The sequence below is a fragment of the Actinocorallia herbida genome (assembly GCF_003751225.1).
Classification (GTDB): Bacteria; Actinomycetota; Actinomycetes; order Streptosporangiales; family Streptosporangiaceae; genus Actinocorallia; species Actinocorallia herbida.
Map to the genome: position 1 here is coordinate 1,509,218 of NZ_RJKE01000001.1, position 23,815 is coordinate 1,533,032.

Sequence of the window (23,815 nt, forward strand, 5' to 3'; positions counted from 1 at the left end):
TGTCCGCACGAGAGAGTTACCAGATGCGTCCTTCGAGCAATCCGGCGCGGCCGCTCACCGGCCTCGCCGAGCGGCTGGGGGTGCAGTGGCGGGGCGAGGGCGAGGTCTCCGGGATCACGCACGACTCCCGCCAGGTCCAGCCGGGCGACCTGTACGCCGCGCTCCCCGGGGCGCGGTTCCACGGGGCCCGGTTCGCCGCGCAGGCCGCCGACGCGGGAGCCGCCGCGATCCTCACCGACGCCGAGGGCGCCGCCGAGGCCGAGGCGACGGGCCTGCCCGTCATCGTGGTCCGCGCGGTCCGCCCGGTGCTCGGCGACGCCGCCGCCTACGTCTACGGCGACCCGGCGCTGAGCCTCCTCCTGGTCGGCGTCACCGGCACCAGCGGGAAGACGACCACCGCCTACATCCTGGAGGCGGGCCTGGAAGGCTCGGGCCTGCCCGCCGGCGTCATCGGCACGGTCGAGACCCGGATGGCCGGCGAGCGCATGCCGTCGTCGCTGACCACCCCCGAGGCCACCGACCTGCACGCGATCCTCGCCACCGCGCGCGAGCGCGGCATCGGCGCGATGGCGATGGAGGTCTCCAGCCACGCGCTGGACCAGGGCAGGGTAGGCGGCGCCGTCTTCGACGTGGCGCTGTTCACCAACCTGTCGCAGGACCACCTCGACTACCACCCGACGATGCGCGACTACTTCAACGCCAAGGCCGCGCTGTTCACCCCGGCGCGCAGCCGGGTCGGCGTCGTCAACATCGACGACCCGTGGGGGCGCGAACTGGTCGCCCGCGCGGGGGTGCCGATCACCACGTTCTCGCCGTCGGGCGACAGGTCGGCCGACTGGTGGGCCGAGGAGGTCAGGATGGGCGCCGACGGCAGCGCCTTCCGGATCGTCGGCCCGCTCGGCATCGAGGCCGACGCCAGGGTGGACCTCGCCGGCCCCTTCAACGTCGCCAACGCGCTCGGCGGGATCGTCGCCCTGGTCGAGGCGGGCCTGCCGCTCCAGCGCGCGGTCCTGGGCGTGGCGCACATGCCGGGCGTGCCGGGCCGGATGGAGCGGGTCGACGAGGGCCAGGAGTTCGCGGCGCTGGTCGACTACGCGCACAAGCCGGGCGCGGTCGAGGCGGTGCTGGAAACGCTGCGGCCGGTCACCGCGGAACGGCTGATCATCGTGCTGGGCTGCGGCGGCGACCGCGACAAGGGCAAGCGCCCGCTCATGGGCGAGGCCGCGGTGCGGCTCGCCGATCTCGCCGTCTTCACCGACGACAACCCGCGCACCGAGGACTCCCTGGCGATCCTCGCCGCGATGGTCGAGGGCGCCCTGAAGGTCCCCGAGGGCGAGCGCGCCCATCTGGTCGTCGAGCCCGACCGGGCCGCCGCGATCGCGCTGGCGGTCGCCAGGGCGGGCCGCGGCGACGTCCTGGTCGTCGCGGGCAAGGGCCACGAGGTCGGCCAGTACGCCGCGGGGCGCGTCATCCCGTTCGACGACCGCGAGGTCCTCGCCAAGGCCATCCGGGAGCGCCAGTGATCGCCCTCTCCCTGGACCGGATCGCGGCGCTCGCCGGGGGCACCGCCCACGGCGGCCCCGCGGACCCGGCCGCCTGCGTGGTGACCGGGCCCGTCGTCATCGACTCCCGGCTCGCCGAGCCCGGCGCGCTGTTCGTCGCGCTGCCGGGGGAGCGGGCCGACGGCCATGACTTCGCGCCCGCCGCGGTCGCCAAGGGCGCCGTCGCGGTGCTCGGGACCCGGCCGCTGCCCGGCATCCCGACCGCGGTCGTCCCCGACGTGGTCGCGGCGCTCGGCCGGCTGGCCCGGGGCGTCCTGGCCGAGCTCCCCGAGCTGACGGTCGTCGGCGTCACCGGCTCGTCCGGCAAGACCTCCACCAAGGACCTCCTGGCCCAGGTGTTCGCCGCGGCCGGGCCGACCGTCGCGCCGCCCGGGTCGCTGAACAACGAGATCGGGCACCCCCTGACCGTGCTGCGCGGCGACGCGGCGACCCGCTACCTGGTGCTGGAGAAGGCCGCGCGCGGCGTCGGCCACATCCGTTACCTGACCGATATCGCCAGGCCGTCGATCGGCGTGGTCCTCAACGTCGGCACCGCCCACCTCGGCGAGTTCGGCGGCCGCGAGGCCGTCGCGCAGGCCAAGGGCGAACTGGTCGAGGCGCTGGACGCCGACGGCACCGCGGTGCTCAACGCCGACGACCCCCTGGTCGCGGCGATGGCCTCGCGGACCGCGGCCAGGGTCGTCACCTACGGCCGGGACCCCTCGGCCGACGTGCGCGCGGAGGCCGAGACCTACGACGGCGAGGGCAGGGCGTCCTTCACCCTCGTCACCCCCGAAGGCGCCGCGCCCGTCACCCTGCGCCTGCACGGCGCGCACGCCGTCTCCAACGCGCTGGCCGCCGCGGCGGCGGCACGGGCGGCGGGCCTGCCTGTGACCCTCGTCGCACAGGCGCTCTCGCAGGCGGCGCAGCTGAGCCGCTGGCGGATGGAGGTCACCCACCGGGCCGACGGCCTGACCGTGGTCAACGACGCCTACAACGCGAATCCCGAGTCCGTGCGGGCCGCCCTCGACGCGCTCGCCCGGATGGCGGAGGGGCGGCGGACCTACGCGGTCCTAGGCCCGATGGCGGAACTCGGTCCGTCCTCCGTTGCGGAACACGAGAAGATCGGACAACATGCCGCGCGGACCGGAGTGGCCGGTCTCATCGCGGTGGGCCCGGACGCGGCTCCCCTCCTCGAGGGCGCGAAGCGGATCGGGACATGGAACGGAGAGTGCGTACAGGTGGATGACGTCGGTACGGCCGTGGCCGTGCTGGGCGAACGGCTGGCCCCGCGCGACGTGGTGCTCGTCAAGGGCTCCCGGGTCGCAGGCCTGGAACGGGTGGCCCAGGCACTGCTCGCGGACGCCCCCCCGGAGGCTTCGGCGTGAACAACGTAATCCTGGCGAGCGGCTTCGCCCTCTTCATCGGCCTGCTCGGCACCCCCCTGTGGATTCGCCTGGTGGTCCGTCTCGGCTACGGCCAGATGATCCGCGAAGACGGTGTGGCGACGCACCTCAGCAAGCGCGGCACCCCCACGATGGGCGGCACCGTCATCGTCGTCGGCTCCCTGCTCGGGTACGCCGCGGCGCATTTGATCACCTGGACCCAGCCGACGATCTCGGCCGGCCTCGTGCTGTTCCTCATGACGGGCCTGGGCGTGGTCGGCTTCATCGACGACTACATCAAGGTCTTCAAGCAGCGCAGCCTCGGCCTGCGCAGCCGGGCCAAGGCGACCGGCATCGTCATCGTCGGCGTGATCTTCGCGGTGGGGTGCCTCCAGTTCCCCAACGAGCTGACCATCACCCCGGCCGACACCTACCTGTCGTTCCTGCGCGACTTCGGGCCGAACATCGGCCCGTACCTGTTCGTGATCTGGGCGCTGATCCTCATCCAGGGCGTGTCCAACGGTGTGAACCTGACCGACGGGCTCGACGGCCTCGCCTCGGGCACCGTCGGCCTGATCCTCGCCGCGTACGTGATCATCGGCAACTGGCAGTTCCGGCAGAGCTGCGCGCAGGGCCTGGAGCCGCACTGCTACTGGGTCCGCGACCCGCTCGACCTCGCGGTCGTCGCGGCCGCCGTCCTCGGCGCCTGCTTCGGCTTCCTGTGGTGGAACGCGCCCCCCGCGAAGATCTTCATGGGCGACACCGGCTCGCTGGCGCTCGGCGGCGTCCTGGTCGGCCTGGCGATCACCACCCGCACCCAGATCCTGCTGGCCATCCTCGGCGGCCTGATCGTGCTGATCACGATGTCGGTGATCCTCCAGGTAGGCTGGTTCAAGCTGAGCGGCAGGCTGCTCGGGCAGAACAAGCGGCTGTTCAAGATGGCGCCACTCCAGCACCACTTCGAGATGTCGGGCTGGGCGGAGACGACGATCGTCGTCCGGTTCTGGTTGATCTGCGGGCTGTGCGTCGCCGCCGGCGTCGGACTGTTCTACCTGGAGTGGGTGCCGAAGTAATGATCTTCAAGGACGTGCGCGTCGTCGTCGCCGGCCTCGGCGTGTCCGGCCGGGCCGCGGCCCGCGTGCTGGCCGGGCGCGGGGCCGTCGTCACCGGCGTGGACGCCCGCACCGAGGTCGACGGCGCCGCGGAGCTGGAGGCCGTCGGCGTCCGGCTCCGGCTCGGGGACGGCGACACCCTCCCCGAGGGCGCCGACCTCGTCGTCACCTCGCCCGGCTGGAAGCCGACCGCGCCCCTGCTGGCCGCTGCGGCGGCCGCCGGGGTCGAGGTCATCGGCGAGGTCGAGCTGGCCTGGCGGCTGCGCCCCGAAGAGGGCGCCGCCCCGTGGCTGGCGATCACCGGCACCAACGGCAAGACCACCGCGGTGCGGATGCTCACCTCGATCCTGCGCGCCGCCGGCCTGGACGCGGTCGCCGTCGGCAACGTCGGCGAGCCGATCGTCGAGGCGGTGACGGCGGGGCACGACGTGCTGGCGGTGGAGCTGTCCAGCTACCAGCTGCACTGGTCGTCGAGCCTCGACCCGCGCGCCTCGGTGATCCTCAACGTCGCGCCCGACCACCTGGACTGGCACGGCTCCCTGGACGCCTATGGCGCGGCCAAGGCCAAGATCTACGGCCCGGGCACCGTCCGGGTCTGCAACGCCGACGACCCCGTCACGGTCGCGCTCGCCGGGCCGGACGCCCAGGCGTTCACCCTCGGCACCCCCGCGCCCGGCGAGTTCGGCGTGGTGGAGGACCTCCTCGTCGACCGGGCGACCACCGAGGACCCCGTCCGCTCGGCCGAGGAGCTCGCCTCCCTGGCCGACGTGGCGCCCTTCGCCCCCCACAACGTCGCGAACGCGCTGGCGGCCGCGGCCCTGGCCAGAGCGGTGGGCGTCTCGTGCGAGGCGGTCCGTGAGGGGCTGCGCGCCTTCCGGCCCGACCCCCACCGCATCGCGCTCGTCACCGAAGTCGACGGGGTCGCCTACGTCGACGACTCCAAGGCCACCAACCCGCACGCGGCGGCGGCCTCCCTGGCCGCCTACGAGCAGATCGTGTGGATCGCGGGCGGCCTGCTCAAGGGCGCCGACGTCGAGGACCTCGTCCGCGCCGCCGCGCCGCGGCTGCGCGGGGCGGTGCTGCTCGGCGCCGACCGCGCCCAGATCGCCGACGCGCTCGCGCGACACGCCCCGGATGTCCCGGTCCTGGACGTCGCCGCCACCGACACTGGTGCGATGGATCTCGTGGTGACCGAAGCCGCCCGGCTCGCCCGTCCCGGCGACACCGTGCTGCTCGCCCCGGCGGGGGCGTCGATGGACATGTTCGCCGATTACGGGGCGCGCGGTGACGCGTTCGCCGCGGCCGTGCACCGGCTGGCGGGCCCCGGGGACGGCGGAAGCCCGGTCGCGTGACGGTCACGGCCGGCGGAGAGCCGCAGAGCGGGGCCCGCCGCGGGCCCCGCGCCCACCTCGCGCACGTGCTCGGCCTGCTGGACCGGCCGCTCACCTCCTACTACCTGGTGATCGGCTGCACCCTGCTGCTGCTGGCGCTGGGCCTGACGATGGTGCTGTCGGCGTCGTCGGTGAACCAGCTGAAGTCGACGGGTTCGGCCTTCACCCTGCTCCAGAAGCAGGCCACCTGGGTGGCGATCGGCCTTCCCCTCATGGCGGTCACCGCGATGCTGCCGCCCCGGTTCTTCCGGGTCGCCGCCTACCCCATCCTGCTGCTGTCGGTCCTGGCGCTCGCCCTGGTCCTGGTGCCGGGCCTCGGCCAGAACGTCAACGGCGCCACCCGCTGGCTCAGCTTCGGCGGCGGCATCCAGCTCCAGCCGTCCGAGCCGGCCAAGCTCGGTCTGGTGCTGTGGGGCGCGGACCTGCTGGCCCGCAAGGACAAGCTGCGGATGCTCAACGACTGGCGGCAGCTGCTGATCCCGCTGCTGCCGGGCTCGGGCCTGCTCGTCCTGCTGGTCATGCTCGGCAACGACCTCGGCACCACCCTCATCGTCTTCACGATCTTCCTGGCGCTGCTGTGGGTGATCGGCGCCCCGGCCCGGCTGTTCGTCGGGATGACCGGGCTCGTCGTCCTGCTCACCGCCATCCTGATCGTCGTCGAGCCCTACCGGATGAACCGCCTCACCGGCTTCCTCGACCCCACCGGCGACCCCCTCGGGGCCGGATACCAGAGCAACCAGGGCCTGTACATGCTCGGCTCCGGCGGCCTGTTCGGCACCGGGCTCGGCGAGGGCCGCGCCAAGTGGGAGTACCTGCCGCACGGCGACACCGACTTCATCTTCGCCGTCCTCGGCGAGGAGCTCGGCCTCGTCGGCACCCTGATCGTCCTCGGCCTGTTCGGCCTGCTCGCCTACGCGGGCCTGCGGGTGGCCCGGCGGGTGCGCGACCCGTTCATGCGGCTCGCCGCGACCGGCGTCACCGCCTGGGTGGTGGTGCAGGCGATCGTGAACATCGGGGCCGTCATCAACGTCCTACCCATTACCGGAATCCCGCTGCCGCTGGTCTCCTATGGTGGTTCCGCGCTGATCCCGACCCTCATCGGGCTGGGCGTCCTGCTGTCCTTCGCCAAACGCGAGCCGGGAGCCCGGCAGGCTCTCGCCGCACGTGGCCCCGGACCGGCCGCCCGCGCTCTAAGCTGGCTGGGTCTGGGCCGGTCCAGATGAACCCCCCGTCCGAGATCCCGGGATCTCTCGCCAGAAAGGTCGTCGCGTCATGAGGGTTGTTCTCGCCGGTGGCGGCACCGCCGGTCACATCGAGCCTGCGCTCGCCCTCGCCGACGCGCTCCGGAGAATGGACCCGTCCACCCGGGTGACCTGCCTCGGCACCGAGCGCGGCCTGGAGACCACCCTGGTCCCGCAGCGCGGCTACGACCTGGCGCTCATCCCGCCGGTGCCGCTGCCCCGCACGCTCACCCCGAAGCTGCTGGCCGTCCCCGGCCGCCTCAACAGCGCGATCAACGCGGCGGCCGGGGTGCTGGACCGGACCGGCGCCGACGTCCTGGTCGGGTTCGGCGGCTACGTCGCCAGCCCCGCCTACCTGGCCGCCCGGCGCAGGCACGTCCCGATCGTCGTGCACGAGGCGAACCCCAAGCCGGGCATCGCCAACAAGCTCGGCGCCCGCTTCACCGACCACGTCGCGGTCTCCCACCCCGACACCCCGCTGCCGAACGCCCAGTTCGTCGGCATCCCGATCCGCCGCCAGATCGCCGAACTCGACCGGCTGGCGATCGGCGACAAGGCCCGCAGCTACTTCGGGCTCGACGCCGACCTGCCGACCCTCCTGGTCTTCGGGGGCTCCCAGGGGGCCCGCTCCCTCAACCGGGCCGCGGTCGCCGCCGCGCCCGCGTTCCGCGCCGCCGGGGTGCAGGTGCTGCACATCGTCGGCAAGAAGAACACCGAGGAGGCCGAGCCCGGCCGTCCCGGCGAGCCCCAGTACGTCACCATCCCGTACTGCGACCGGATGGACCTCGCCTACGCCGCGGCGGACCTCGCGATGTGCCGGTCCGGCGCGATGACCTGCGCGGAGCTGTCGGCCGTCGGCCTGCCCGCCGCGTACGTCCCGCTGCCCATCGGCAACGGCGAGCAGGCCCTGAACGCCGCGCCCATCGTCAACGCGGGCGGCGGGATCATGGTCGAGGACAGCCGGCTCAGCCCGCAGTGGATCGTCGACCACGTGCTGCCGATCCTGCGGAACGCCGACCTGGTCGTCCAGATGTCGGAGGCCGCCGCGTCCATGGGCCGCCGCGACGCGGACGCGACCCTCGCGCGGATGGTCTTCGAGGTCGTCCGCGCCGGCCGCTAGGCGGCAGGTCGAACGACGCCCAGGCCCCACAGGTCACGAGAGATGCAGAAGGTAGAAAGCCGTTGAGTCTGGTCAGCCCCGTCGACGTCGTCCCCGCCGATCGGCTGGGCCGCGTCCACTTCATCGCGATCGGCGGCGCCGGCATGTCCGGCATCGCCAGGATCATGCTGGCCCGCGGCATGGCCGTCTCCGGCAGCGACGCCAAGGACTCCGAGCTCCTCCGCGAACTCGGCGACCTCGGCGCCCGGGTCCACGTCGGCCACGACGCCGCCCACCTGGGCGACGCGGACACCGTGGTGGTCTCCACCGCGATCCGCGAGACCAACCCCGAGCTGGTCGAGGCCCGCGCGCGGGGACTGCGCGTCCTGCACCGGGCCGCCGCCCTCGCCTCGCTCATGGCCGGAAGGCGGGCCGTCGCCGTCGCCGGGACCCACGGCAAGACGACCACCACCTCCATGCTCACCGTCGCCCTTCAGGCCGCCGGGCTCGACCCGTCGTACTGCATCGGCGGCCAGCTGGTCACCACCGGGCTCGGCGCCGACGAGGGCGGCGGAGACGTGTTCGCGGCCGAGGCCGACGAGAGCGACGGCTCCTTCCTCATGTACACCCCGCGCGTCGCGGTGATCACCAACGTCGAGGCCGACCACCTCGACAACTACGGCGGCTTCGCCGAGGTCAAGGCGAACTTCGCCAGGTTCATCGAGCGGATCGAGCCGGGCGGCGTCCTCGTCGCCGGGATCGACGACCCCGTCGTCCGGGAGCTCGCCGCGGCCGCCCCCAAGGTGATCACCTACGGCGAGGCCGAGGACGCGGACCTCCGCGTCACCGCCTTCACCCCGCGCGGTCTCGGCTCGACCTTCCAGGTGCCGGGACTCGGCGAGGTCGCGCTGTCCGTCCCCGGCCGCCACAACGCGCTCAACGCCGCGGCCGTCATCGCGGTCGCGACCGCGCTCGGCGCCGACCGCGACGCCGTCGTCAAGGGCCTCGCGGAGTTCGGAGGCGCCCGCCGGAGGCTGGAGCTGAAGGGCGAGGCCGGCGGCGTCCAGGTCTTCGACAGCTACGCGCACCACCCGACCGAGCTGACCGCCGACCTGTCGGCCACCCGCGACTACGTGGGCGAGACGGGCCGGGCCCGGATCATCACGGTCTTCCAGCCCCACCTGTACAGCCGCACGCGCTTCTTCGCCGCCGAGTTCGGCGCGGCGCTCGGCGCCACCGACGTGGCCGTGGTGCTCGACGTCTACGGCGCGCGGGAGGACCCCGAGCCCGGCGTGACCGGACGGCTCATCTCCGACGCCGTCCCGGCCGGGCCCGAGGTGCACTACCTCCCCGACTTCGCCACCGCCGCCGCCGAGGTCGTCGCGCTCGCCCGGCCCGGCGACGTCGTCATCACCGCGGGCGCGGGCGACGTCACCACGCTCGGCCCCGCGATCCTCGGCCTGCTGGCCTGAGGGACGCGCCCCGGCACGTCCATTCGGGCGTGTCGGGGACGGACGGGACACGTCCGGCGCGCCATCATCGTCAGATGCCCCAGACGCCCCCGCCCGCCAGGACCCGTCCCGCGCCCCCGGCCGCCGAGCCCGCCCGTCCGCAGGGCCGCGACCGCTGGAAGGTGCTGTTCGTCGTCCTGCTGCTCGCGGGGCTCGTCGGCGCGGCCGTCTGGGTCGTCCTCGGCTCGCGGCTGCTGGTCGTGCGGGACGTGGAGGTGCGGGGCCTGTCGCTGCTCAGCCGCAAGCAGGTGCTGGACGTGGCGCTGGTCCCCGTCGGCACCCCGATGGCGCGGCTCGACGCCGGCGCGGTCGAGCGGCGGATCTCCGCGGTGCGCGAGGTGGAGTCGGTGAAGGCCGAGCGGGCGTGGCCCACGACCCTGGTGATCCGGGTCGTCGAACGGGTGCCGGTGGCGGTGGTGGCGGGGGAGGGCGGCTACGCGCAGCTCGATCGATTCGGTGTGACAGTTCTCACCGGCCCGCGCAAGCCCGGCCACCTGCCGGAACTCGTCGTGGCGGCGCCCGGCGCGGGCGATCCGGCGACCAGGTCGGGCCTCGCGGTGCTGCGCGATCTGCCGGACGGGTGGCGGGCCCGGCTGACCGAGGTCGAGGTGCCGGGTCCCGAACACGTCGTACTGCGGCTGAACGGGGGCGTCGCCGTGGTCTGGGGTGCGGCCGAGCGGGGCGCCGAGAAGATCAAGTTGCTGGAGGCGCTGCTTTCCACGAAAGCGGGAAAGGCGGCCCGGACCATAGATGTGAGTGCCCCGGGAGTGGTCACTACCAGATGATCGGTAATTCCCGCGAATCGGGGCGAGCGGCGCGCACTACGACACGCCGAATTCCTCGGTGCGCGGTTAGTTGACCCTGATGGGGGGCGGCCCTACTGTCCCTAGCAGCCCTCAGGTTTACATAACTGTAAGCCTCAAGTAGAGGGTAAAGGTTAGTCCCCGTAGTACGAGTAGTCCGAACAGCAAGCTAGCGGAAAGGCCCCTCACCGTGGCAGCACCGCAGAACTACCTCGCGGTCATCAAAGTCGTCGGCATCGGCGGTGGCGGTGTCAATGCCGTCAACCGGATGATCGAAGAGGGGCTCAAGGGCGTCGAGTTCATCGCGATCAACACCGACGCGCAGGCGCTGCTCATGAGCGACGCCGACGTCAAGCTCGACGTCGGCCGCGAACTGACCCGCGGCCTCGGCGCGGGCGCCAACCCCGAAGTCGGCCGCAAGGCCGCCGAAGACCACCGCGAGGAGATCGAGGAGGTCCTCAAGGGGGCCGACATGGTCTTCGTCACCGCGGGAGAGGGCGGCGGCACCGGCACCGGCGGCGCCCCCGTCGTCGCGAACATAGCGCGCACCCTCGGCGCGCTGACCATCGGTGTGGTCACCCGGCCGTTCAGCTTCGAGGGCAAGCGCCGCGCGATGCAGGCCGAGGCGGGGATAGAGACCCTGCGCGACGAGGTCGACACCCTGATCGTCATCCCGAACGACAGGCTGCTGTCGATCTCCGACCGGCAGGTCAGCGTCCTGGACGCCTTCAAGGCGGCCGACCAGGTGCTCCTGTCCGGTGTCCAGGGCATCACCGACCTCATCACCACCCCCGGCCTGATCAACCTCGACTTCGCCGACGTCAAGTCGGTCATGTCCGGGGCGGGCTCCGCCCTCATGGGCATCGGCTCGGCCCGCGGCGACGACCGCTCGGTGGCCGCGGCCGAGATGGCGATCTCCAGCCCGCTGCTGGAGGCCAGCATCGACGGCGCCCACGGCGTCCTCCTGAGCATCTCCGGCGGGTCGGATCTCGGCCTGTTCGAGATCAACGAGGCCGCGCAGCTCGTGTCCAACGCCGCGGCGTCCGACGCCAACATCATCTTCGGCGCGGTCATCGACGACGCGCTGGGCGACGAGGTGCGGGTCACCGTGATCGCGGCGGGCTTCGACGAGCTCCAGCCGGCGGCACCCGAACCGGAGGCCAAGAAACTGCCACCGCCTCCTCCCCGGCCCACGGTCACCGAGGCGGCGGCGAAATCCACCGCTTCGGTGCCGGAACCCACCTCGGCGCCCGCGGCGGAGCGGACCCCCGAGCCCGTCGCCGAGACGGAGCCGGTCGCCGAGGCCGCCGGTGACGAAGAGTCGGACGCGGCGCACCCTAAGGTGCCGCGGCCGGCGCCGGAGCCGCCCGCGGTGACCCGGATGGACCGTTTCCTCGGCGGCGAGCCGGTCCGGCGTCGCACGCCCCCGGTCGAGTTCGAAGAAGAGATCGACGTGCCGGACTTCCTGAAGTAGCCCCTCCCCGAAACAGGATCATGACTCGTGCAGATGAGCTCGCGGACGCCTTGGAGGGCGTCCGCGCGCGCATCGCGCTCGCGTGCGACAAGGCCGGGCGCGACCCGGCCGAGATCACGCTGATCGCGGTGACCAAGACCAGGCCCGCCTCCGACGTCCGGCTGCTGGCCGGGCTCGGGGTGACCGACGTCGGGGAGAACCGCGACCAGGAGGCGGGCGCCAAGGCCGCCGAGTGCCGTGATCTTCCGCTCACCTGGCACTTCGTCGGCAGGCTCCAGACGAACAAGGTGAAGTCGGTGCTGCGGTACGCCTCGGTCGTCCACTCCGTGGACCGGCCGAGGCTGGTCACGGCGCTGTCGGCGGAGGCGGTGGAGCGGCCGGAGCCGGTGCGCTGCCTCGTCCAGGTCTCGCTCGATCCCCCGGAGGCCGACGGGCGCGGGGGCGCTCGGGCCGAGGACGTTCCGGCGCTGGCCGAGGCGATCGCGCAGGCTCCCGGGCTGGAGCTGGGCGGGGTCATGGCGGTGGCGCCGCTGGGGGAGGACCCGGGTCCGGCCTTCGCCAGGCTCGCCGAACTCGCCGCCGCGATCAGGGCGGATCATCCCGAGGCGCGGATCGTCTCGGCGGGCATGAGCGGGGACCTCGACGAGGCGATCGCCTGTGGTGCGACACACGTCCGCATCGGTACGGCGTTGCTCGGCGGCAGACGGGCAATCGTCGGGTAATGTCCGCCCTGTAGGTAGCGGACGCCGTCCGACAAGAGGGTCGAAACCAGACACTCTGGACGGGATTTCGGATCGGAGGGGTCCATGGCCAGCGCGATGCGCAAGATGGCGGTCTATCTCGGCCTCGTCGAGGACGACCGCTACGACTACGACGATTACGAGGACTACGACGAGGCGGAGACCGCGGCCGAGACCGCCGTCCCGCGCCGCAGGCAGCCGGTCGAGGAGGACGCCGCGGCGCAGCTCGCCCTCGACCCCCCGGCTCCGCCGCGCGAGCGCACCCAGCCCGCCCTCTCCGATTTGGCGCGTATCACTACGCTTCACCCGAGGACGTACAACGAGGCACGTCTCATCGGCGAGCACTTCCGTGAGGGCACGCCGGTGATCATGAACCTCACCGAGATGATCGACAGCGACGCCAAGCGTCTCGTCGACTTCGCGGCCGGCCTCATCTTCGGGCTCCATGGGAGCATCGAGCGCGTTACTAACAAGGTGTTCTTGCTGTCCCCCGCCAATGTTGAGGTCACCGCCGAAGACAAGGCCCGGATGGCAGAACGCGGATTCTTCAACCAAAGCTGACAGCCACATGCGAGAGTGTCCGTGACAGTCGTTGGAGCCGTTCTTACGGTGATCTTGTATCTGTTCCTGCTGGTCTTGATCGGCAGGTTGATCCTCGATTACCTCAAGTTGTACGCGGAGAGCACGTCTAAGCAGCCTTGGCGGCCCCAGGGAGTCGTCCTCCTGTTCGCCGAACCGATCTGGACGATCACCGAGCCGGTCCTCGTGCGGCTGAGGCGTATCTTCAAACCGTTGCGATTGGGTAACGTGAGTCTCGACCTGAGTTTCATGGTGCTGTTCCTGATCGTCTTGATCCTCATCAGGGTGGTCGGTGCACTGACGACATGATCGTCTTCGCCGTGGGGCTTTGATCGGATACCGTCCTGTGGACAGACTCCAAGCGCGCCAAGGAGACCAACATGCCGCTGACACCCGCGGATGTGCGGAACAAGCAGTTCAGTACGACCAGGCTGCGGCCCGGTTATGACGAGGAAGAGGTAGACGCCTTCCTTGATGAGGTCGAGGCAGAGCTCGACAGGCTGATCCAGGAGAACGAGGAGCTGCGCGCGAAGCTGGCCGAGTGCCTGCGCGGCAAGGTGCCCGCGATGGCCGCGCCCATCGTGGAGCCCAAGCCCGACCTGGCACCGCAGATGCCCGAGCCGATGCTCCAGCAGCAGCCGCCGATGCAGCCGCAGCAGGTCGAGCCGGTCATGGGCCTCACCCAGCACGCCGCCGAGCAGATCAACCCGCGGCCTTCCACCGAGGACAACATGGACACCGCGGCGCGCGTGCTCGCGCTGGCGCAGCAGACCGCCGACCAGGCGATCGCCGACGCCCGCCGCGAAGCCGACGAGCACCTCGGCCGGGCCCGCCGCGAGGCGGAGGACATTCTCGGCAAGGCGCGCCGCCAGGCCGACCAGATCGTTTCCGAGGCCCGGTCCCGCGCCGAGCAGCTCGACCGCGACGCCCAGGAGCGGCACCGCCAGGTCATGGGCTCGCTCGTGCAGCAGCGTGAGGAGCTGGAGCGCCGCGTGGACGACCTGCGCGCCTTCGAGCGCGAGTACCGCAGCCGCCTCAAGGCCTACCTCGAGGGTCAGCTGCGTGAACTCGAGGCCGGCGCCGAGACGTTCCAGCCTTCGCTGACCGGACCGCAGCAGCCCGTCGCCGTGCCCGTGCACGCGGGGGCCACGCAGTCCGCGCCCGTCGTCACCGGCCCGACTCCGTTCCCGCCCCCGTCCGAGCCCGCCCAGCACGGCGGCGCGACGGGTGCGTTCCACGTGGGCGAGCCTCCGCAGGACCGACGCTGACCCGTCGCCGGCGGGATGAGCCGGTTTCGCGCGAGGGGACGGACGTGTCCTGCGGTGGGCGCTATGGCCTTCCGCAGACACGGCATGTCATCGCCTGACCTGTGACACGGTCGTCAGGCGATAGGGTGCTGCCCACGGCGGTGGTCCCGCCCGTTGAGGCGTCCGCACCGGCCGCGAGGCACCGCCGCGAGACCGGGAACCGGGGAGTTAGGGAGACCTAGTGATCATCCTGAGTGGCCTGCTCGTGATCGGTGCGATCGCGCTGCTGGTGGCGGGGATAGTCGTGCAGGACGAGGCGGTCGTAGGACTGCACGGGCTGCAGTTGATGTACATCTCGATAGCCGTCAGCATCGTGTCGTTCCTCTGCCTGGCCATAGGGGTCTTCCTGCGCCGCAAGGAGCTGTTCGGCACCGCGCCGGCCCGCGCCGCGGCGCCCAAGTCCCGCCAGCCGGGCCGGGCCGCCCGACAGGCCGCAGCCCGGACGGTCGAGGAGGAGCCCGCCGAGCGCGAGGAGGCGACACCGGTCGCCTTCCCGATGCCGTCGGGTCAGGTCCCCGAGGACGCGATCGTGCACGTGGTGCCCGGCCGCAAGCGCTACCACCTCGACAGCTGCCGGCAGCTCGCCGGCCGCCAGACCGAGGAGCTCACCTACGTCGAGGCGCAGGAGGAGGGGTTCAGCCCCTGCACCGCCTGTCTGCCGGACACCGCACTGGCGGCGCGCGCCATTGCGGGTCCGGCGGATGAGGACGGTGCGTCCTCCGGCCTCGACGGTGAGCCGTCGGGCGCCACCGGGTCGGACGCCCCGCGTCCGGGAGCCGAGCCGTTCCCGACCATCGCCGACACCCGGCGCACGGAGTTCTCCGCGGCGCCGTACGCCGACGCCCCGTTCGGCGGCGACGCGCCTTACGGCAGCGACTCGCCGTACGGCGAGATCTCCTACACCAGCGACACCTCCGCCTACCGCGGCGAGACCTCGTTCGGCGGTGCCGACAGGTTCGAGCGGCCCGAGCGGCCCGAGCCCGTCGACCGGTGGAGCACCCCCGTCGACCCGGCGCCCGCGCCGCTGCCCGCCCCGTCGCTGTCGCCGGTGGAGGACACCGTGACGGACTGGGTGCCCACGCCGTTCCCGCCGAGCCCGCTCGACAAGGACTTCCCGATTCAGGACCACCCCGCCGAGTCCGAGCCGGAGCCCGCCGAGGAGGGCGACGGCCACTGGAAGCGGGTGGTCGAGCCCGTCGCCGCCGAGCCCGTCGCCAGGACCGGTCAGGTCAAGGTCATCGACGAGGAGCCGGAGCCGGAGCCGGAGGAGCCTTCCGCGCCGCTGCCGATCGTGCCCGCGCCCGCGGCCGAGGTGGCCGCCGAGGCCGGGCCCCTGGTGAGCGTGCCGGAGTCCCGGGAGTCCGACGACGCCCTGGCCGTCGAGGCCGAGGAGCACGACGAGGCCGGGGACGACGTGGCGGAGTCGGCCGCCGAGGGCCCGCTCGTGCGGATCCTGTCCGGCACCAAGCGCTACCACCGGCCCGAGTGCGCCCTCATCGAGGACATCGGCGAGGACGACGAGGATCTGGAGTCCCTGCCGCGCGGCGAGGCCAAGGACCGGGGCTGCACCCCCTGCCTGGTCTGCCAGCCCGACAAGGAGCCCGCGGTCTGATCCGCAGCCGAGCAGCGAAGCACCCCGTGCCCGATGGGCGCGGGGTGCTGTCGTCTTTCCGCCCGGGGCTCGGCGGGGCCCGGGGATCAGCCCAGGAGGTCCTTCCAGCGGCCCTTGCCCTTGGGGGGCTTGCGCTTGAAGTCGAGGCCGCCGAGCAGGACGAAGCCGGTGAAGCGGATGACCGGCGCGTTCGGGTCGAGGGTGTCGTTCTTCGGGTCGCCCGCGCCGCCGAGGACGGCCGTGGTGTCGACCTCCACCCGGACGCCCGGCGGCACGGTCACCTCGACGCCGCCCAGGAGGCAGCTGACGTTGACGACGACCTCGCGCTGGGTGAGCACCGCGTTCCGGAAGTCGAGTTCGACCCCGCCCAGCACGCAGTTGACCGTCGTGACCGGTTCGACGAGCCAGCGGCCCTTGCGCTCCACGCCGCTCAGCACGCAGGTGATCGTGCTGGACGGCCTTGACGGCGGGGGAAGCTCGGCGTCGTCCTTGCGCAGCGAGACCCGGGGCCGCGCGGAGTCCTGGGGGAGGTCGGCGGTGAGGGGGGCGAGCTCTGCGTAGGTCTTGGCGGCGTACAGCAGCTCGAGGCGCTCGGAGTGCTCCTCGGGGCTGAGGCGGCCTTCGGCCATGGCCGTGCCGAGGAGCGCCGCGACCTCGTCCCGGTCGGCGTCGGAGGCGCGAAGGTCGGGCTTCTTTTCGAGTTCCACGCCTTCCACTATGGCCTAGGCGGAAGGGTCTCCCCAGGGTTCTCGGGCGAGATGCGGGGAATGTCGGGGTGGACCCCTAAGGGTCCACCCCGATGCGTCACACCCGGCTCAGGGCGAACGCCAGACCCAGGTCGGCGTCGGTGTGGGTGGGTTCGGCGGCGCCCTCGGTGAGGGCGTCGGCGAGGACCTCTCCGGCGACCTCGGCACCGTGCGCGCGCAGCGCCGCGGCCATGTCGCCGTCGGTCGCGGTCCAGACCAGCCGGATGCGGTCGGTGACCTCGAGGCCGGACTGCTTGCGGGCGTCCTGGATCATCCGGACGGCCTCGCGGGCGAGGCCCGCCAGGCGCAGCGCGGGGGTGATCTCCAGGTCGAGGGCGAGGGTCTCGCCGCCCGCGGACTCCACGGCCCAGCCGGAGCGGGGCCGCTCGGTGACGATGACGTCGCCGGCGCCCAGCTCGACCGTGCCGACCTGGGGCACCTCGAAGGTGTGGGCGCCCGCGCGCACGTCCGCGACGAGCTCGACCGGGTCGGCCGCGGTGACCGCCTTGGCGACCAGCGGGGTCTGCTTGCCGTACCGCTTGCCCAGCTCGCGGAAGTTCGGCTTCACCTCGTACTCGACGAGGTCGCCGCCGATCGACGACAGGTCCTCGAACGCGCCGACGTTCAGCTCCTCGGCGATCTGCGCGCGCAGCGCCTCGGGCAGCCCCGCCCAGCCCGGCGCGCCGACGAGGGCGCGGCCGAGCGGCTGGCGGATGCGGACCGCGGAGGACGTGCGCGCCGCCCGCCCGAGGTCGACCAGCCGGCGGACGAGCGCCATCTGGGCGGTGAGCGCGGTGTCGACGAGCGCGGGGTCGGCCGTCGGCCAGTCCGCCAGGTGGACGGACTCCGGCGCGCCCTCGGGCTTGAGCACGTCCCAGACGTGGTCGGTGAGGAACGGGACGAGCGGGGCCATGAGCCGGGTGAGGGTCTCCAGGCACTCGTACAGGGTCGCGAAGGCCGAGTGGTTCTCCGGGGTGGTCGGGCCCTCCCAGAAGCGGCGGCGGGAGCGCCGGACGTACCAGTTGGACAGGTCGTCGACGAACTCGGTCAGGCGCCGGCCCGCGGCCTGGGTGTCGAACACCTCAAGGGCGGCGGTGACCTCAGCCGTCGTGCGGTGGAGTTCGGCGAGCGCCCAGCGGTCCAGCAGCGGCCGGTCGGCCGGGGCGGGCGCCTCGGCGAGTCGCGCCGGGGTCCAGGCGCCGTCCTGGGCCGCCGCGGCGTTGGCGTACAGGACGAAGAACGACGCGGTGTTCCAGTAGGTCAGCAGGACCTTCCGGACGATCTCCTCAAGGGCGGCGTGGCCGACGCGCCGGGCCGCCCACGGGGAGCCGGAGCAGGCCATGAACCAGCGCAGCGCGTCGGCGCCGTGCTGCTCCATGAGGGGGAGCGGCTGGAGGACGTTGCCGAGGTGCTTGGACATCTTCCGGCCGTCCTCGGCGAGGATCAGGCCGAGGCACAGGACGTTCTCGTACGAGGACTTGTCGAACACCAGGGTGCCGACGGCCATCAGCGAGTAGAACCAGCCGCGGGTCTGGTCGGTGGCCTCGCAGATGAACTGGGCCGGGTAGTTGGCCTCGAACTCGGGCAGGTCGGTGTACGGCGCGCCGTGCTGGGCGAACGGCATGGAGCCCGAGTCGTACCAGGCGTCGATGACGTCGGGGACGCGCTTGGCGGTCTGCGCGCAGACCGGGCAGCCGAAGGTGACGTCGTCGACGAACGGGCGGTGCGGGTCGAGCTCGGAGTGGTCCTCGCCGGCCAGCTCCGACAGCTCCTTCAGCGAGCCGACGCAGGTGACGTGCTCGTCCGGGCAGATCCACAGCGGCAGGGGCGTGCCCCAGTACCGCGAGCGCGACAGGGACCAGTCGACGTTGTTGCGCAGCCACTCGCCGTACCGGCCCTCCTTGATCGTCTCGGGGAACCAGTTCGTCCCGGCGTTCTCGCGGAGCAGCGCGTCCTTGACCGCGGTGGTGCGGATGTACCAGGCGGGCAGCGCGTAGTACAGCAGCGCGGAGTGGCAGCGCCAGCAGTGCGGGTAGCTGTGCTCGAAGTGGCTGCCGCGGAACAGCAGGCCGCGCTCGCGCAGGTCCTCGGTGAGGCGCTCGTCGGCCTCCTTGAACAGGACGCCGCCGACCATCGGGACGTCCTCGGCGAAGCGTCCGTCGGGGCCGATCGGGTTGACCACGGGCAGGCCGTAGCGCTTGCAGGTCTGGAGGTCGTCGGCGCCGAAGGCCGGGGCCTGGTGGACGAGGCCGGTGCCGTCCTCGACGGTGACGTAGTCGGCCAGCAGGACGAAGTGGGCGCCCGGGATCTCGACCAGCTCGAACGGCCGGGAGTACGGGGTGCGCTCCAGCTCGGTGCCGGAGAAGGACTCGCGGGCGGTCCAGCCCTCGCCGAGCGCGCTCTCCAGCAGGGGCTCGGCGACGATCACCGGCTTCTCGCCGTCCTTGACCGCCACCACGTAGGTGACGTCCGGGTGCACGGCGACCGCGGTGTTGGACACCAGGGTCCAGGGCGTGGTGGTCCAGATGAGCAGGTCGGCGCCCTCGAAGCGGCCGGACGTGACGGGCATCCGCACGTAGACCGAGGGGGAGGAGACCGTCTCGTAGCCGCCGGGCTGGCCCAGCTCGTGGTCGGACAGGCCGGTGCCGCAGCGCGGGCAGTACGGGGTGATCCGGTGGTCCTGGAAGAGCAGGCCCTTGTCCCAGATGACCTTGAGCGACCACCAGACCGACTCGACGTAGGCAGGGTCCATGGTCCGGTAGGCGTTCGCCAGGTCCGTCCAGTAGCCCATGCGCTCGGTCATCTCTTCGAACGCGTCGGTGTGCCGCATGACCGAGGCGCGGCAGCGCTCGTTGAACTCGGCGATGCCGTAGGCCTCGATCTGGGGCTTGCCGGACAGGCCCAGCTCCTTCTCGACGGCCACCTCGACGGGCAGGCCGTGGCAGTCCCAGCCGGCCTTGCGGGGCACGTTGAAGCCCTGCATGGTCTTGAAGCGCGGGAAGACGTCCTTGAAGACGCGGGCCTCGACGTGGTGCACGCCGGGCATGCCGTTGGCGGTGGGCGGGCCCTCGTAGAAGACCCAGCGGGGGCCGTCGGCGTTGCGGTCGAGGGAGCGCTGGAAGATCTTCTCGTCCTGCCAGCGGCTCAGCAGGTCGCGTTCGAGGGCGGGCAGATCCACCTGGGCGGGCAGGGGCCGGAAGGACACGGCGGTCGCACCTTTCAAGACTGAACTTCTGGGACGGAAGTCTGGTGAGTCTTGAAGGGACGACCTCGGGCGATGCGCTCGCCGGGCCGCGGTACCACCCCTCTTGACCGAGCCCGACGCTTCGGGCGCGATCCACTTCGTTCAGTCCGGCTGCCGGTTCTACTGGGCCTCGGGTGAAGGCCCGGGGCCGTTCTTCCGGCGGCTCCGGGGTGATTGCCCCATCGCTGCCTTGCCGACGACTGTCACGATTGTAGAGCCACTCGGTGATCGCGCTCGACCCGGTTTCCGGCCGTCGGGGTCTTCGGTCAAGGAGCACCCAAGGGAAGGTGAGGAAGATGGCTGTGCGGCCGGTGATCCGGGCGGGTCCCGGGGCGTGCGGCCGCCGGCGGGCGCGACCAGTCGGGGAAAGGTCGCCGAGATCGACGGTGATGTGATCCAGCTCACTGAAAAGATCGACCAATTGCGCGGTTCCTGACACCGCGTCGTGGGGCATATGCGGGTGGTGACCGATCGGCAGCGCCCCCGGGTGTTTGCCGTCCCGCCGAATGGAGACCTATGCTTCCCGCACTGCCCGTCGAAGAGAAGCTCGACGCGAGGGGGCCCGCGATGGCCGGAACCGCGAGCGTGAAGAACAAGTCGGCACAGTCCAAGCCCGCCGCCGACAAGGCGGCAGCCGAGAAGGCGAAGGCGGCGGCCAAGGCCGACGCGCTCCCCGTGCGCGAGGGCGAGGAACACTGGACGGTCAAGGAGCTCGCCGAGGTCAGGACCAGGCTGAGCGCGGAGATCGAGGAGTTCACCGCGGAGATCAGGGCCGCGCAGAACCAGGCCGCCGAACACGGCGACTCCGGCGAGGGCGCGGGCGACGACCAGGCCGACGCGGGCGCCAAGACCTACGAGCGGGAGCACGAGCTCGCGCTGACCAACAACTGCCGCGATCTGCTGGAGCAGAACGAGCGCGCGATCGCGCGCATCGACGCGGGCACCTATGGTGTATGTGACAACTGCGGGCAGGCGATCGGCAAAGCGCGCCTCCAGGCCTTCCCGCGGGCGACTCTGTGTGTGACATGCAAACAACGCGAGGAGCGTCGCTGAGCGACGCCAACGATTCTCAGGGAGCCGGGACCATTTCCGATGCGCAGACGGGGTCCCGGCCCCGACGTCATATCGTCCTGTTCGGGTGCGTGGCACTGCTGGCCGTGCTGATCGACCAGGTCGCCAAGATCGTGGTCGTGGCGACGCTGGAGGGCCAGCGCCCGATCGAGCTGCCGCTCGGCATCAGCACGCTGCGCGTGGTGCGCAACGCGGGCGCGGCCTTCTCCATCGGCACCGGGATGACCTGGATCTTCACGATCATCGCGCTCGGCGTGGCCGTGGCGATCATCCGCTACGCCAAGGATCTGCGCAGCACCCCGTGGGCGATCACGCTCGGCCTGCTGCTGGGCGGCGCGGTCGGCAACCTGATCGACCGGCTGGTCCGGGCGCCGGGCGTCTTCCACGGCCATGTCGTCGACTGGATCGAGTGGCCGGCCTGGCCGTTCTTCGACGGGTGGCCGGTGTTCAACCTCGCCGACTCCTGCATCCTCTTCGGCGGCGCCTTCGCCGTCCTCCTCGCCGGGCTCGGCTACCAGCCGGACGGCTCCCGCGAGACCAAGGCGTCACGCGAGGAGGCCGCCGAGGAGGCCCCTGACGAATCCGTCGAGGACGCCCCGGCACCCGCCGACAGGACCCCGGCCGACGCCGCGCCGGAGGTGAAGGAATGAGCGATCAGCGCTCCCTCTACGTGCCCGAGGGCCTTGAGGGCGAACGGGTCGACACCGCGCTGGCCAGGCTGTTCGGCCTCTCGCGCGGCCGCGCCGCCGAGGTGATCGCGGCCGGCGACGTGCAGATCGACGGCCGCGAGGTCGCCAAGTCCGACCGGGTGACCGCCGGGGCCTGGCTGGAGGTGCTGCTCCCGCCGCCGCCGAGCGCCCCCGTGCCGATCGCCGAGCCCGTGCCGGGCATGGCGATCGTGTACGAGGACGACGACATCATCGTGGTCAACAAGCCCATCGGGGTCGCGGCCCACCCCACCACCGGCTGGACCGGCCCGACCGTGATCGGCGGCCTGCTGGGCACGGGCCACACCGTCGCCACGAGCGGCGCGGCCGAGCGCCAGGGGATCGTGCACCGGCTGGACGCCAACACCACCGGCTGCATGGTGGTGGCCAAGAGCGAGCGGGCCTACTCGCGCCTCAAGCGCGCCTTCCACGACCGCGAGGTGACCAAGCGCTACCACGCCCTCGTCCAGGGCCACCCGGACCCGTTCCGGGGCACCGTGGACGCGCCGATCGACCGGCACCCGTCCGGCAACGGGCGGTTCGCGGTGGTCGCGGGCGGCAGGCCCTCGGTCACCCACTACGACACGATCGAGGCGTTCCGGGCGGCGTCCCTGCTGGACATCACCCTGGAGACCGGCCGCACCCACCAGATCCGGGTGCACATGTCGGCGCTGCGCCACCCGTGCGTCGGCGACCTGCTCTACGGGGCGGACCCGACCCTCGCCGCGCGCCTGGGCGTCCAGCGCCAGTGGCTGCACGCGGTCAAGCTGGGCTTCATGCACCCGGCGACCGACGAGTACGTCGAGTTCACCAGCGCCTACCCCGACGACCTCCAGAAGGCGCTGGACGTCGTCGCGGCGGAGTCCTGATGGTGATGGCGCCGGAGCCGGAGATCGTCCTCGTGGAGGGCGCGGAGGGCCTCGGAGACGCCTTCGAGGTCCGCTTCGAGGTCTTCGTCGGCGAGCAGGGCGTGCCCGAGGAGATCGAGGTCGATGACCTCGACGACGTCGCCGACCACTTCGTCGCACGCTCCGGCGACGTCCCGCTCGGCACGGTCCGGCTGCTCACGCGGGTGCGCGAGGGCGTCGGCGTGCTCGGCCGCCTCGCGGTGCGCGAGCCGGCCCGGGGCACGGGCCTGGGCGCGGCGCTGGTGCGGGCGGTGGAGGACCACGCGCGCGCACGCGGCCTGAGCGCGATCGAACTGCACGCTCAGACCCACGCCGCGGGGTTCTACGCCCGCCTCGGCTACACCGCGTTCTGCCCGGTGCACGGGCGCCCCGGCGAAGCCGGGTTCTCAAAGTGCCCGTGCACCGGGCCAGGGGAGTACGGTCCGGAGGAGATGGAGGCGGGCATCCCGCACGTCTGGATGAGGCGCGAGCTGTAGGGGGCTCAGCCCTCGATCTCGCCCAGGCTGACGCGCACAGCGTGGATCGCCGCGTCGTAGAGGTCGGACTCCACCAGGGACGCGCCGGGGAAGCGGGCCAGCTCGCGCTGGAGGTCGGCGACCGACAGGTGGCTGATCAGCAGTGCGAGCGCGGTGCTGCCCGGCGGGACCGCCTCGCGCAGCTCGGCGATCTTCTCGTCCTTGATCCCGGTGTCGATCAGTTTGCCGAGCAGCGCGCCGCCGCCCGCGCTCGCCGCGCCCGCGACGAGCCCGCCGACCGGCCCGCCGAGCAGGGTGCCCAGCAGCAGGCCCCACATCCCCGCGCCCAGGGCGCCCCGCCCCGGGGTGACGTCGCGGGTCTCGCGGACGATCGACTTGCCGTCGGGTTCCCGCTCGATGAAGACCGCGTCGTGCACCTGGAGCTGCTCGTGCTTCTGCATCCGGGCCGCGGTGAGCATGAACTCGCTCGCCTTGAGCGGGTCGTCGAACCCGATCACGAGGAGTTTCTGCTGCGGTTGGTCTGCCATGATCCCCACCCTTCCCGTCCGGGACTCTCCCGGAACTTCACTACGATGGGATCATGCGCCCGATTGATTCAGAAACCGCCACATTGGCGGAGGTGCGTTCCGCCATCGACCAGGTGGACGCGGAACTCGCCGCGCTGCTGGAGCGCCGCGCCGCCCTCGCGGCCGAGGTGCAGCGGATCAAGCCCGTCGGCGGGCACCGGGGGCGCGACGCCGCCCGGGAGGCCGCGATCGTCGAGGCGATGCTGCCGCTCGCGCCGAGCTTCTCCCGCGAGCACCTGGCCCGGATCATGAACGCGGTCATCGAGGCCGGCCTCGACGCCTCGGGCGTCTAGGCTCAGGGC

General features: G+C 72.3%; 22 protein-coding genes. 19 read left to right on the top strand and 3 right to left on the bottom strand.

Annotated features, from left to right (window positions below):
* The first annotated feature begins 23 nt into the window (after positions 1–23).
* From EDD29_RS07165 to EDD29_RS07230, 14 genes are all read left to right on the top strand, one after another.
* Positions 24–1,523, top strand: coding sequence for a UDP-N-acetylmuramoyl-L-alanyl-D-glutamate--2,6-diaminopimelate ligase (locus EDD29_RS07165; RefSeq protein WP_123663499.1), 1,500 nt, complete (start codon positions 24–26; stop codon positions 1,521–1,523).
* Positions 1,520–2,929, top strand: a complete 1,410-nt coding sequence (locus tag EDD29_RS07170; RefSeq protein ID WP_123663501.1) for a UDP-N-acetylmuramoyl-tripeptide--D-alanyl-D-alanine ligase — start codon at positions 1,520–1,522, stop codon at positions 2,927–2,929. Before EDD29_RS07165 ends, EDD29_RS07170 begins: the two co-directional genes overlap by 4 nt.
* Positions 2,926–3,999, top strand: a complete 1,074-nt coding sequence (gene mraY, locus EDD29_RS07175; RefSeq protein WP_123663503.1) for a phospho-N-acetylmuramoyl-pentapeptide-transferase — start codon at positions 2,926–2,928, stop codon at positions 3,997–3,999. Before EDD29_RS07170 ends, mraY begins: the two co-directional genes overlap by 4 nt.
* On the top strand, positions 3,999–5,390 hold the full coding sequence (murD, locus tag EDD29_RS07180) for a UDP-N-acetylmuramoyl-L-alanine--D-glutamate ligase (RefSeq protein ID WP_123663505.1): 1,392 nt from the start codon (positions 3,999–4,001) through the stop codon (positions 5,388–5,390). Before mraY ends, murD begins: the two co-directional genes overlap by 1 nt.
* Positions 5,387–6,652 carry a putative lipid II flippase FtsW gene (ftsW, locus tag EDD29_RS07185; protein WP_123663507.1) on the top strand — a complete coding sequence of 422 codons (1,266 nt, stop codon included), beginning with the start codon at positions 5,387–5,389 and terminating at the stop codon, positions 6,650–6,652. The genes murD and ftsW overlap by 4 nt, the downstream gene beginning before the upstream one ends.
* Positions 6,653–6,701: 49 nt before the next feature.
* Positions 6,702–7,790 carry an undecaprenyldiphospho-muramoylpentapeptide beta-N-acetylglucosaminyltransferase gene (gene murG / locus EDD29_RS07190; RefSeq protein WP_123663508.1) on the top strand — a complete coding sequence of 363 codons (1,089 nt, stop codon included), beginning with the start codon at positions 6,702–6,704 and terminating at the stop codon, positions 7,788–7,790.
* Between the two features lie 62 nt (positions 7,791–7,852).
* Entirely contained in the window at positions 7,853–9,241 is a 1,389-nt protein-coding gene (murC, locus tag EDD29_RS07195; RefSeq protein ID WP_123663510.1) for a UDP-N-acetylmuramate--L-alanine ligase, read from the top strand.
* Positions 9,242–9,315: 74 nt separating this feature from the next.
* Positions 9,316–10,065, top strand: coding sequence for a cell division protein FtsQ/DivIB (locus EDD29_RS07200; protein WP_123663512.1), 750 nt, complete (start codon positions 9,316–9,318; stop codon positions 10,063–10,065).
* A 208-nt stretch (positions 10,066–10,273) separates the two neighbouring features.
* Positions 10,274–11,557: a cell division protein FtsZ gene (ftsZ, locus tag EDD29_RS07205; protein WP_123663514.1), complete on the top strand. Its 1,284-nt coding sequence runs from the start codon at positions 10,274–10,276 to the stop codon at positions 11,555–11,557.
* A gap of 20 nt (positions 11,558–11,577) precedes the next feature.
* Positions 11,578–12,279 carry a YggS family pyridoxal phosphate-dependent enzyme gene (locus EDD29_RS07210; protein WP_123663516.1) on the top strand — a complete coding sequence of 234 codons (702 nt, stop codon included), beginning with the start codon at positions 11,578–11,580 and terminating at the stop codon, positions 12,277–12,279.
* Between the two features lie 84 nt (positions 12,280–12,363).
* Entirely contained in the window at positions 12,364–12,858 is a 495-nt protein-coding gene (locus tag EDD29_RS07215; RefSeq protein ID WP_123663518.1) for a cell division protein SepF, read from the top strand.
* Between the two features lie 48 nt (positions 12,859–12,906).
* Entirely contained in the window at positions 12,907–13,185 is a 279-nt protein-coding gene (locus EDD29_RS07220; RefSeq protein WP_342774402.1) for a YggT family protein, read from the top strand.
* Between the two features lie 71 nt (positions 13,186–13,256).
* Positions 13,257–14,144: a DivIVA domain-containing protein gene (locus EDD29_RS07225; protein ID WP_123663520.1), complete on the top strand. Its 888-nt coding sequence runs from the start codon at positions 13,257–13,259 to the stop codon at positions 14,142–14,144.
* 220 nt (positions 14,145–14,364) lie between these two features.
* Complete coding sequence (locus EDD29_RS07230) at positions 14,365–15,795, top strand: hypothetical protein (RefSeq protein ID WP_123663523.1); 1,431 nt, start codon at positions 14,365–14,367, stop codon at positions 15,793–15,795.
* Between the two features lie 86 nt (positions 15,796–15,881).
* Here EDD29_RS07230 and EDD29_RS07235 read toward each other — a convergent pair whose 3' ends face one another.
* Entirely contained in the window at positions 15,882–16,502 is a 621-nt protein-coding gene (locus EDD29_RS07235) for a DUF1707 SHOCT-like domain-containing protein (RefSeq protein ID WP_123670331.1), read from the bottom strand.
* Positions 16,503–16,599: 97 nt separating this feature from the next.
* Positions 16,600–19,746 carry an isoleucine--tRNA ligase gene (gene ileS, locus EDD29_RS07240; protein ID WP_246052560.1) on the bottom strand — a complete coding sequence of 1,049 codons (3,147 nt, stop codon included), beginning with the start codon at positions 19,744–19,746 and terminating at the stop codon, positions 16,600–16,602.
* A 714-nt stretch (positions 19,747–20,460) separates the two neighbouring features.
* On the opposite strand from ileS, the gene EDD29_RS07245 reads away from it, so the two are divergent.
* The 4 genes from EDD29_RS07245 (at position 20,461) to EDD29_RS07260 (ending at position 22,947) form a co-directional block, all read left to right on the top strand.
* Positions 20,461–20,838, top strand: a complete 378-nt coding sequence (locus EDD29_RS07245; protein WP_246053373.1) for a TraR/DksA family transcriptional regulator — start codon at positions 20,461–20,463, stop codon at positions 20,836–20,838.
* A gap of 77 nt (positions 20,839–20,915) precedes the next feature.
* On the top strand, positions 20,916–21,506 hold the full coding sequence (gene lspA, locus EDD29_RS07250; RefSeq protein WP_281281018.1) for a signal peptidase II: 591 nt from the start codon (positions 20,916–20,918) through the stop codon (positions 21,504–21,506).
* Positions 21,503–22,432 (top strand): RluA family pseudouridine synthase, encoded by a 930-nt coding sequence (locus tag EDD29_RS07255; protein WP_123663529.1) that lies wholly within the window; start codon positions 21,503–21,505, stop codon positions 22,430–22,432. The genes lspA and EDD29_RS07255 overlap by 4 nt, the downstream gene beginning before the upstream one ends.
* On the top strand, positions 22,432–22,947 hold the full coding sequence (locus tag EDD29_RS07260; protein ID WP_425454954.1) for a GNAT family N-acetyltransferase: 516 nt from the start codon (positions 22,432–22,434) through the stop codon (positions 22,945–22,947). The genes EDD29_RS07255 and EDD29_RS07260 overlap by 1 nt, the downstream gene beginning before the upstream one ends.
* 5 nt (positions 22,948–22,952) lie before the next feature.
* On the opposite strand, the gene EDD29_RS07265 is transcribed toward EDD29_RS07260, so the two are convergent.
* A complete protein-coding gene (locus tag EDD29_RS07265) occupies positions 22,953–23,474 on the bottom strand; it encodes a DUF1269 domain-containing protein (protein WP_123663531.1) in 522 nt (173 codons plus the stop codon).
* A gap of 92 nt (positions 23,475–23,566) precedes the next feature.
* On the opposite strand from EDD29_RS07265, the gene EDD29_RS07270 reads away from it, so the two are divergent.
* Positions 23,567–23,806 (top strand): chorismate mutase, encoded by a 240-nt coding sequence (locus EDD29_RS07270; protein ID WP_342774403.1) that lies wholly within the window; start codon positions 23,567–23,569, stop codon positions 23,804–23,806.
* Positions 23,807–23,815: the final 9 nt, after the last annotated feature.

What these genes read in the sequence shown, in the direction of transcription:
- EDD29_RS07165 (WP_123663499.1), top strand. Translation starts at nt 24, where the DNA reads ATGCGTCCTTCGAGCAATCCGGCGCGGCCGCTCACCGGCCTCGCCGAG.
- murD (WP_123663505.1), top strand. Translation starts at nt 3,999, where the DNA reads ATGATCTTCAAGGACGTGCGCGTCGTCGTCGCCGGCCTCGGCGTGTCC.
- murG (WP_123663508.1), top strand. Translation starts at nt 6,702, where the DNA reads ATGAGGGTTGTTCTCGCCGGTGGCGGCACCGCCGGTCACATCGAGCCT.
- EDD29_RS07200 (WP_123663512.1), top strand. Translation starts at nt 9,316, where the DNA reads ATGCCCCAGACGCCCCCGCCCGCCAGGACCCGTCCCGCGCCCCCGGCC.
- EDD29_RS07210 (WP_123663516.1), top strand. Translation starts at nt 11,578, where the DNA reads ATGACTCGTGCAGATGAGCTCGCGGACGCCTTGGAGGGCGTCCGCGCG.
- EDD29_RS07215 (WP_123663518.1), top strand. Translation starts at nt 12,364, where the DNA reads ATGGCCAGCGCGATGCGCAAGATGGCGGTCTATCTCGGCCTCGTCGAG.
- EDD29_RS07225 (WP_123663520.1), top strand. Translation starts at nt 13,257, where the DNA reads ATGCCGCTGACACCCGCGGATGTGCGGAACAAGCAGTTCAGTACGACC.
- EDD29_RS07255 (WP_123663529.1), top strand. Translation starts at nt 21,503, where the DNA reads ATGAGCGATCAGCGCTCCCTCTACGTGCCCGAGGGCCTTGAGGGCGAA.
- EDD29_RS07260 (WP_425454954.1), top strand. Translation starts at nt 22,432, where the DNA reads ATGGTGATGGCGCCGGAGCCGGAGATCGTCCTCGTGGAGGGCGCGGAG.
- EDD29_RS07265 (WP_123663531.1), bottom strand. Translation starts at nt 23,474, where the DNA reads ATGGCAGACCAACCGCAGCAGAAACTCCTCGTGATCGGGTTCGACGAC.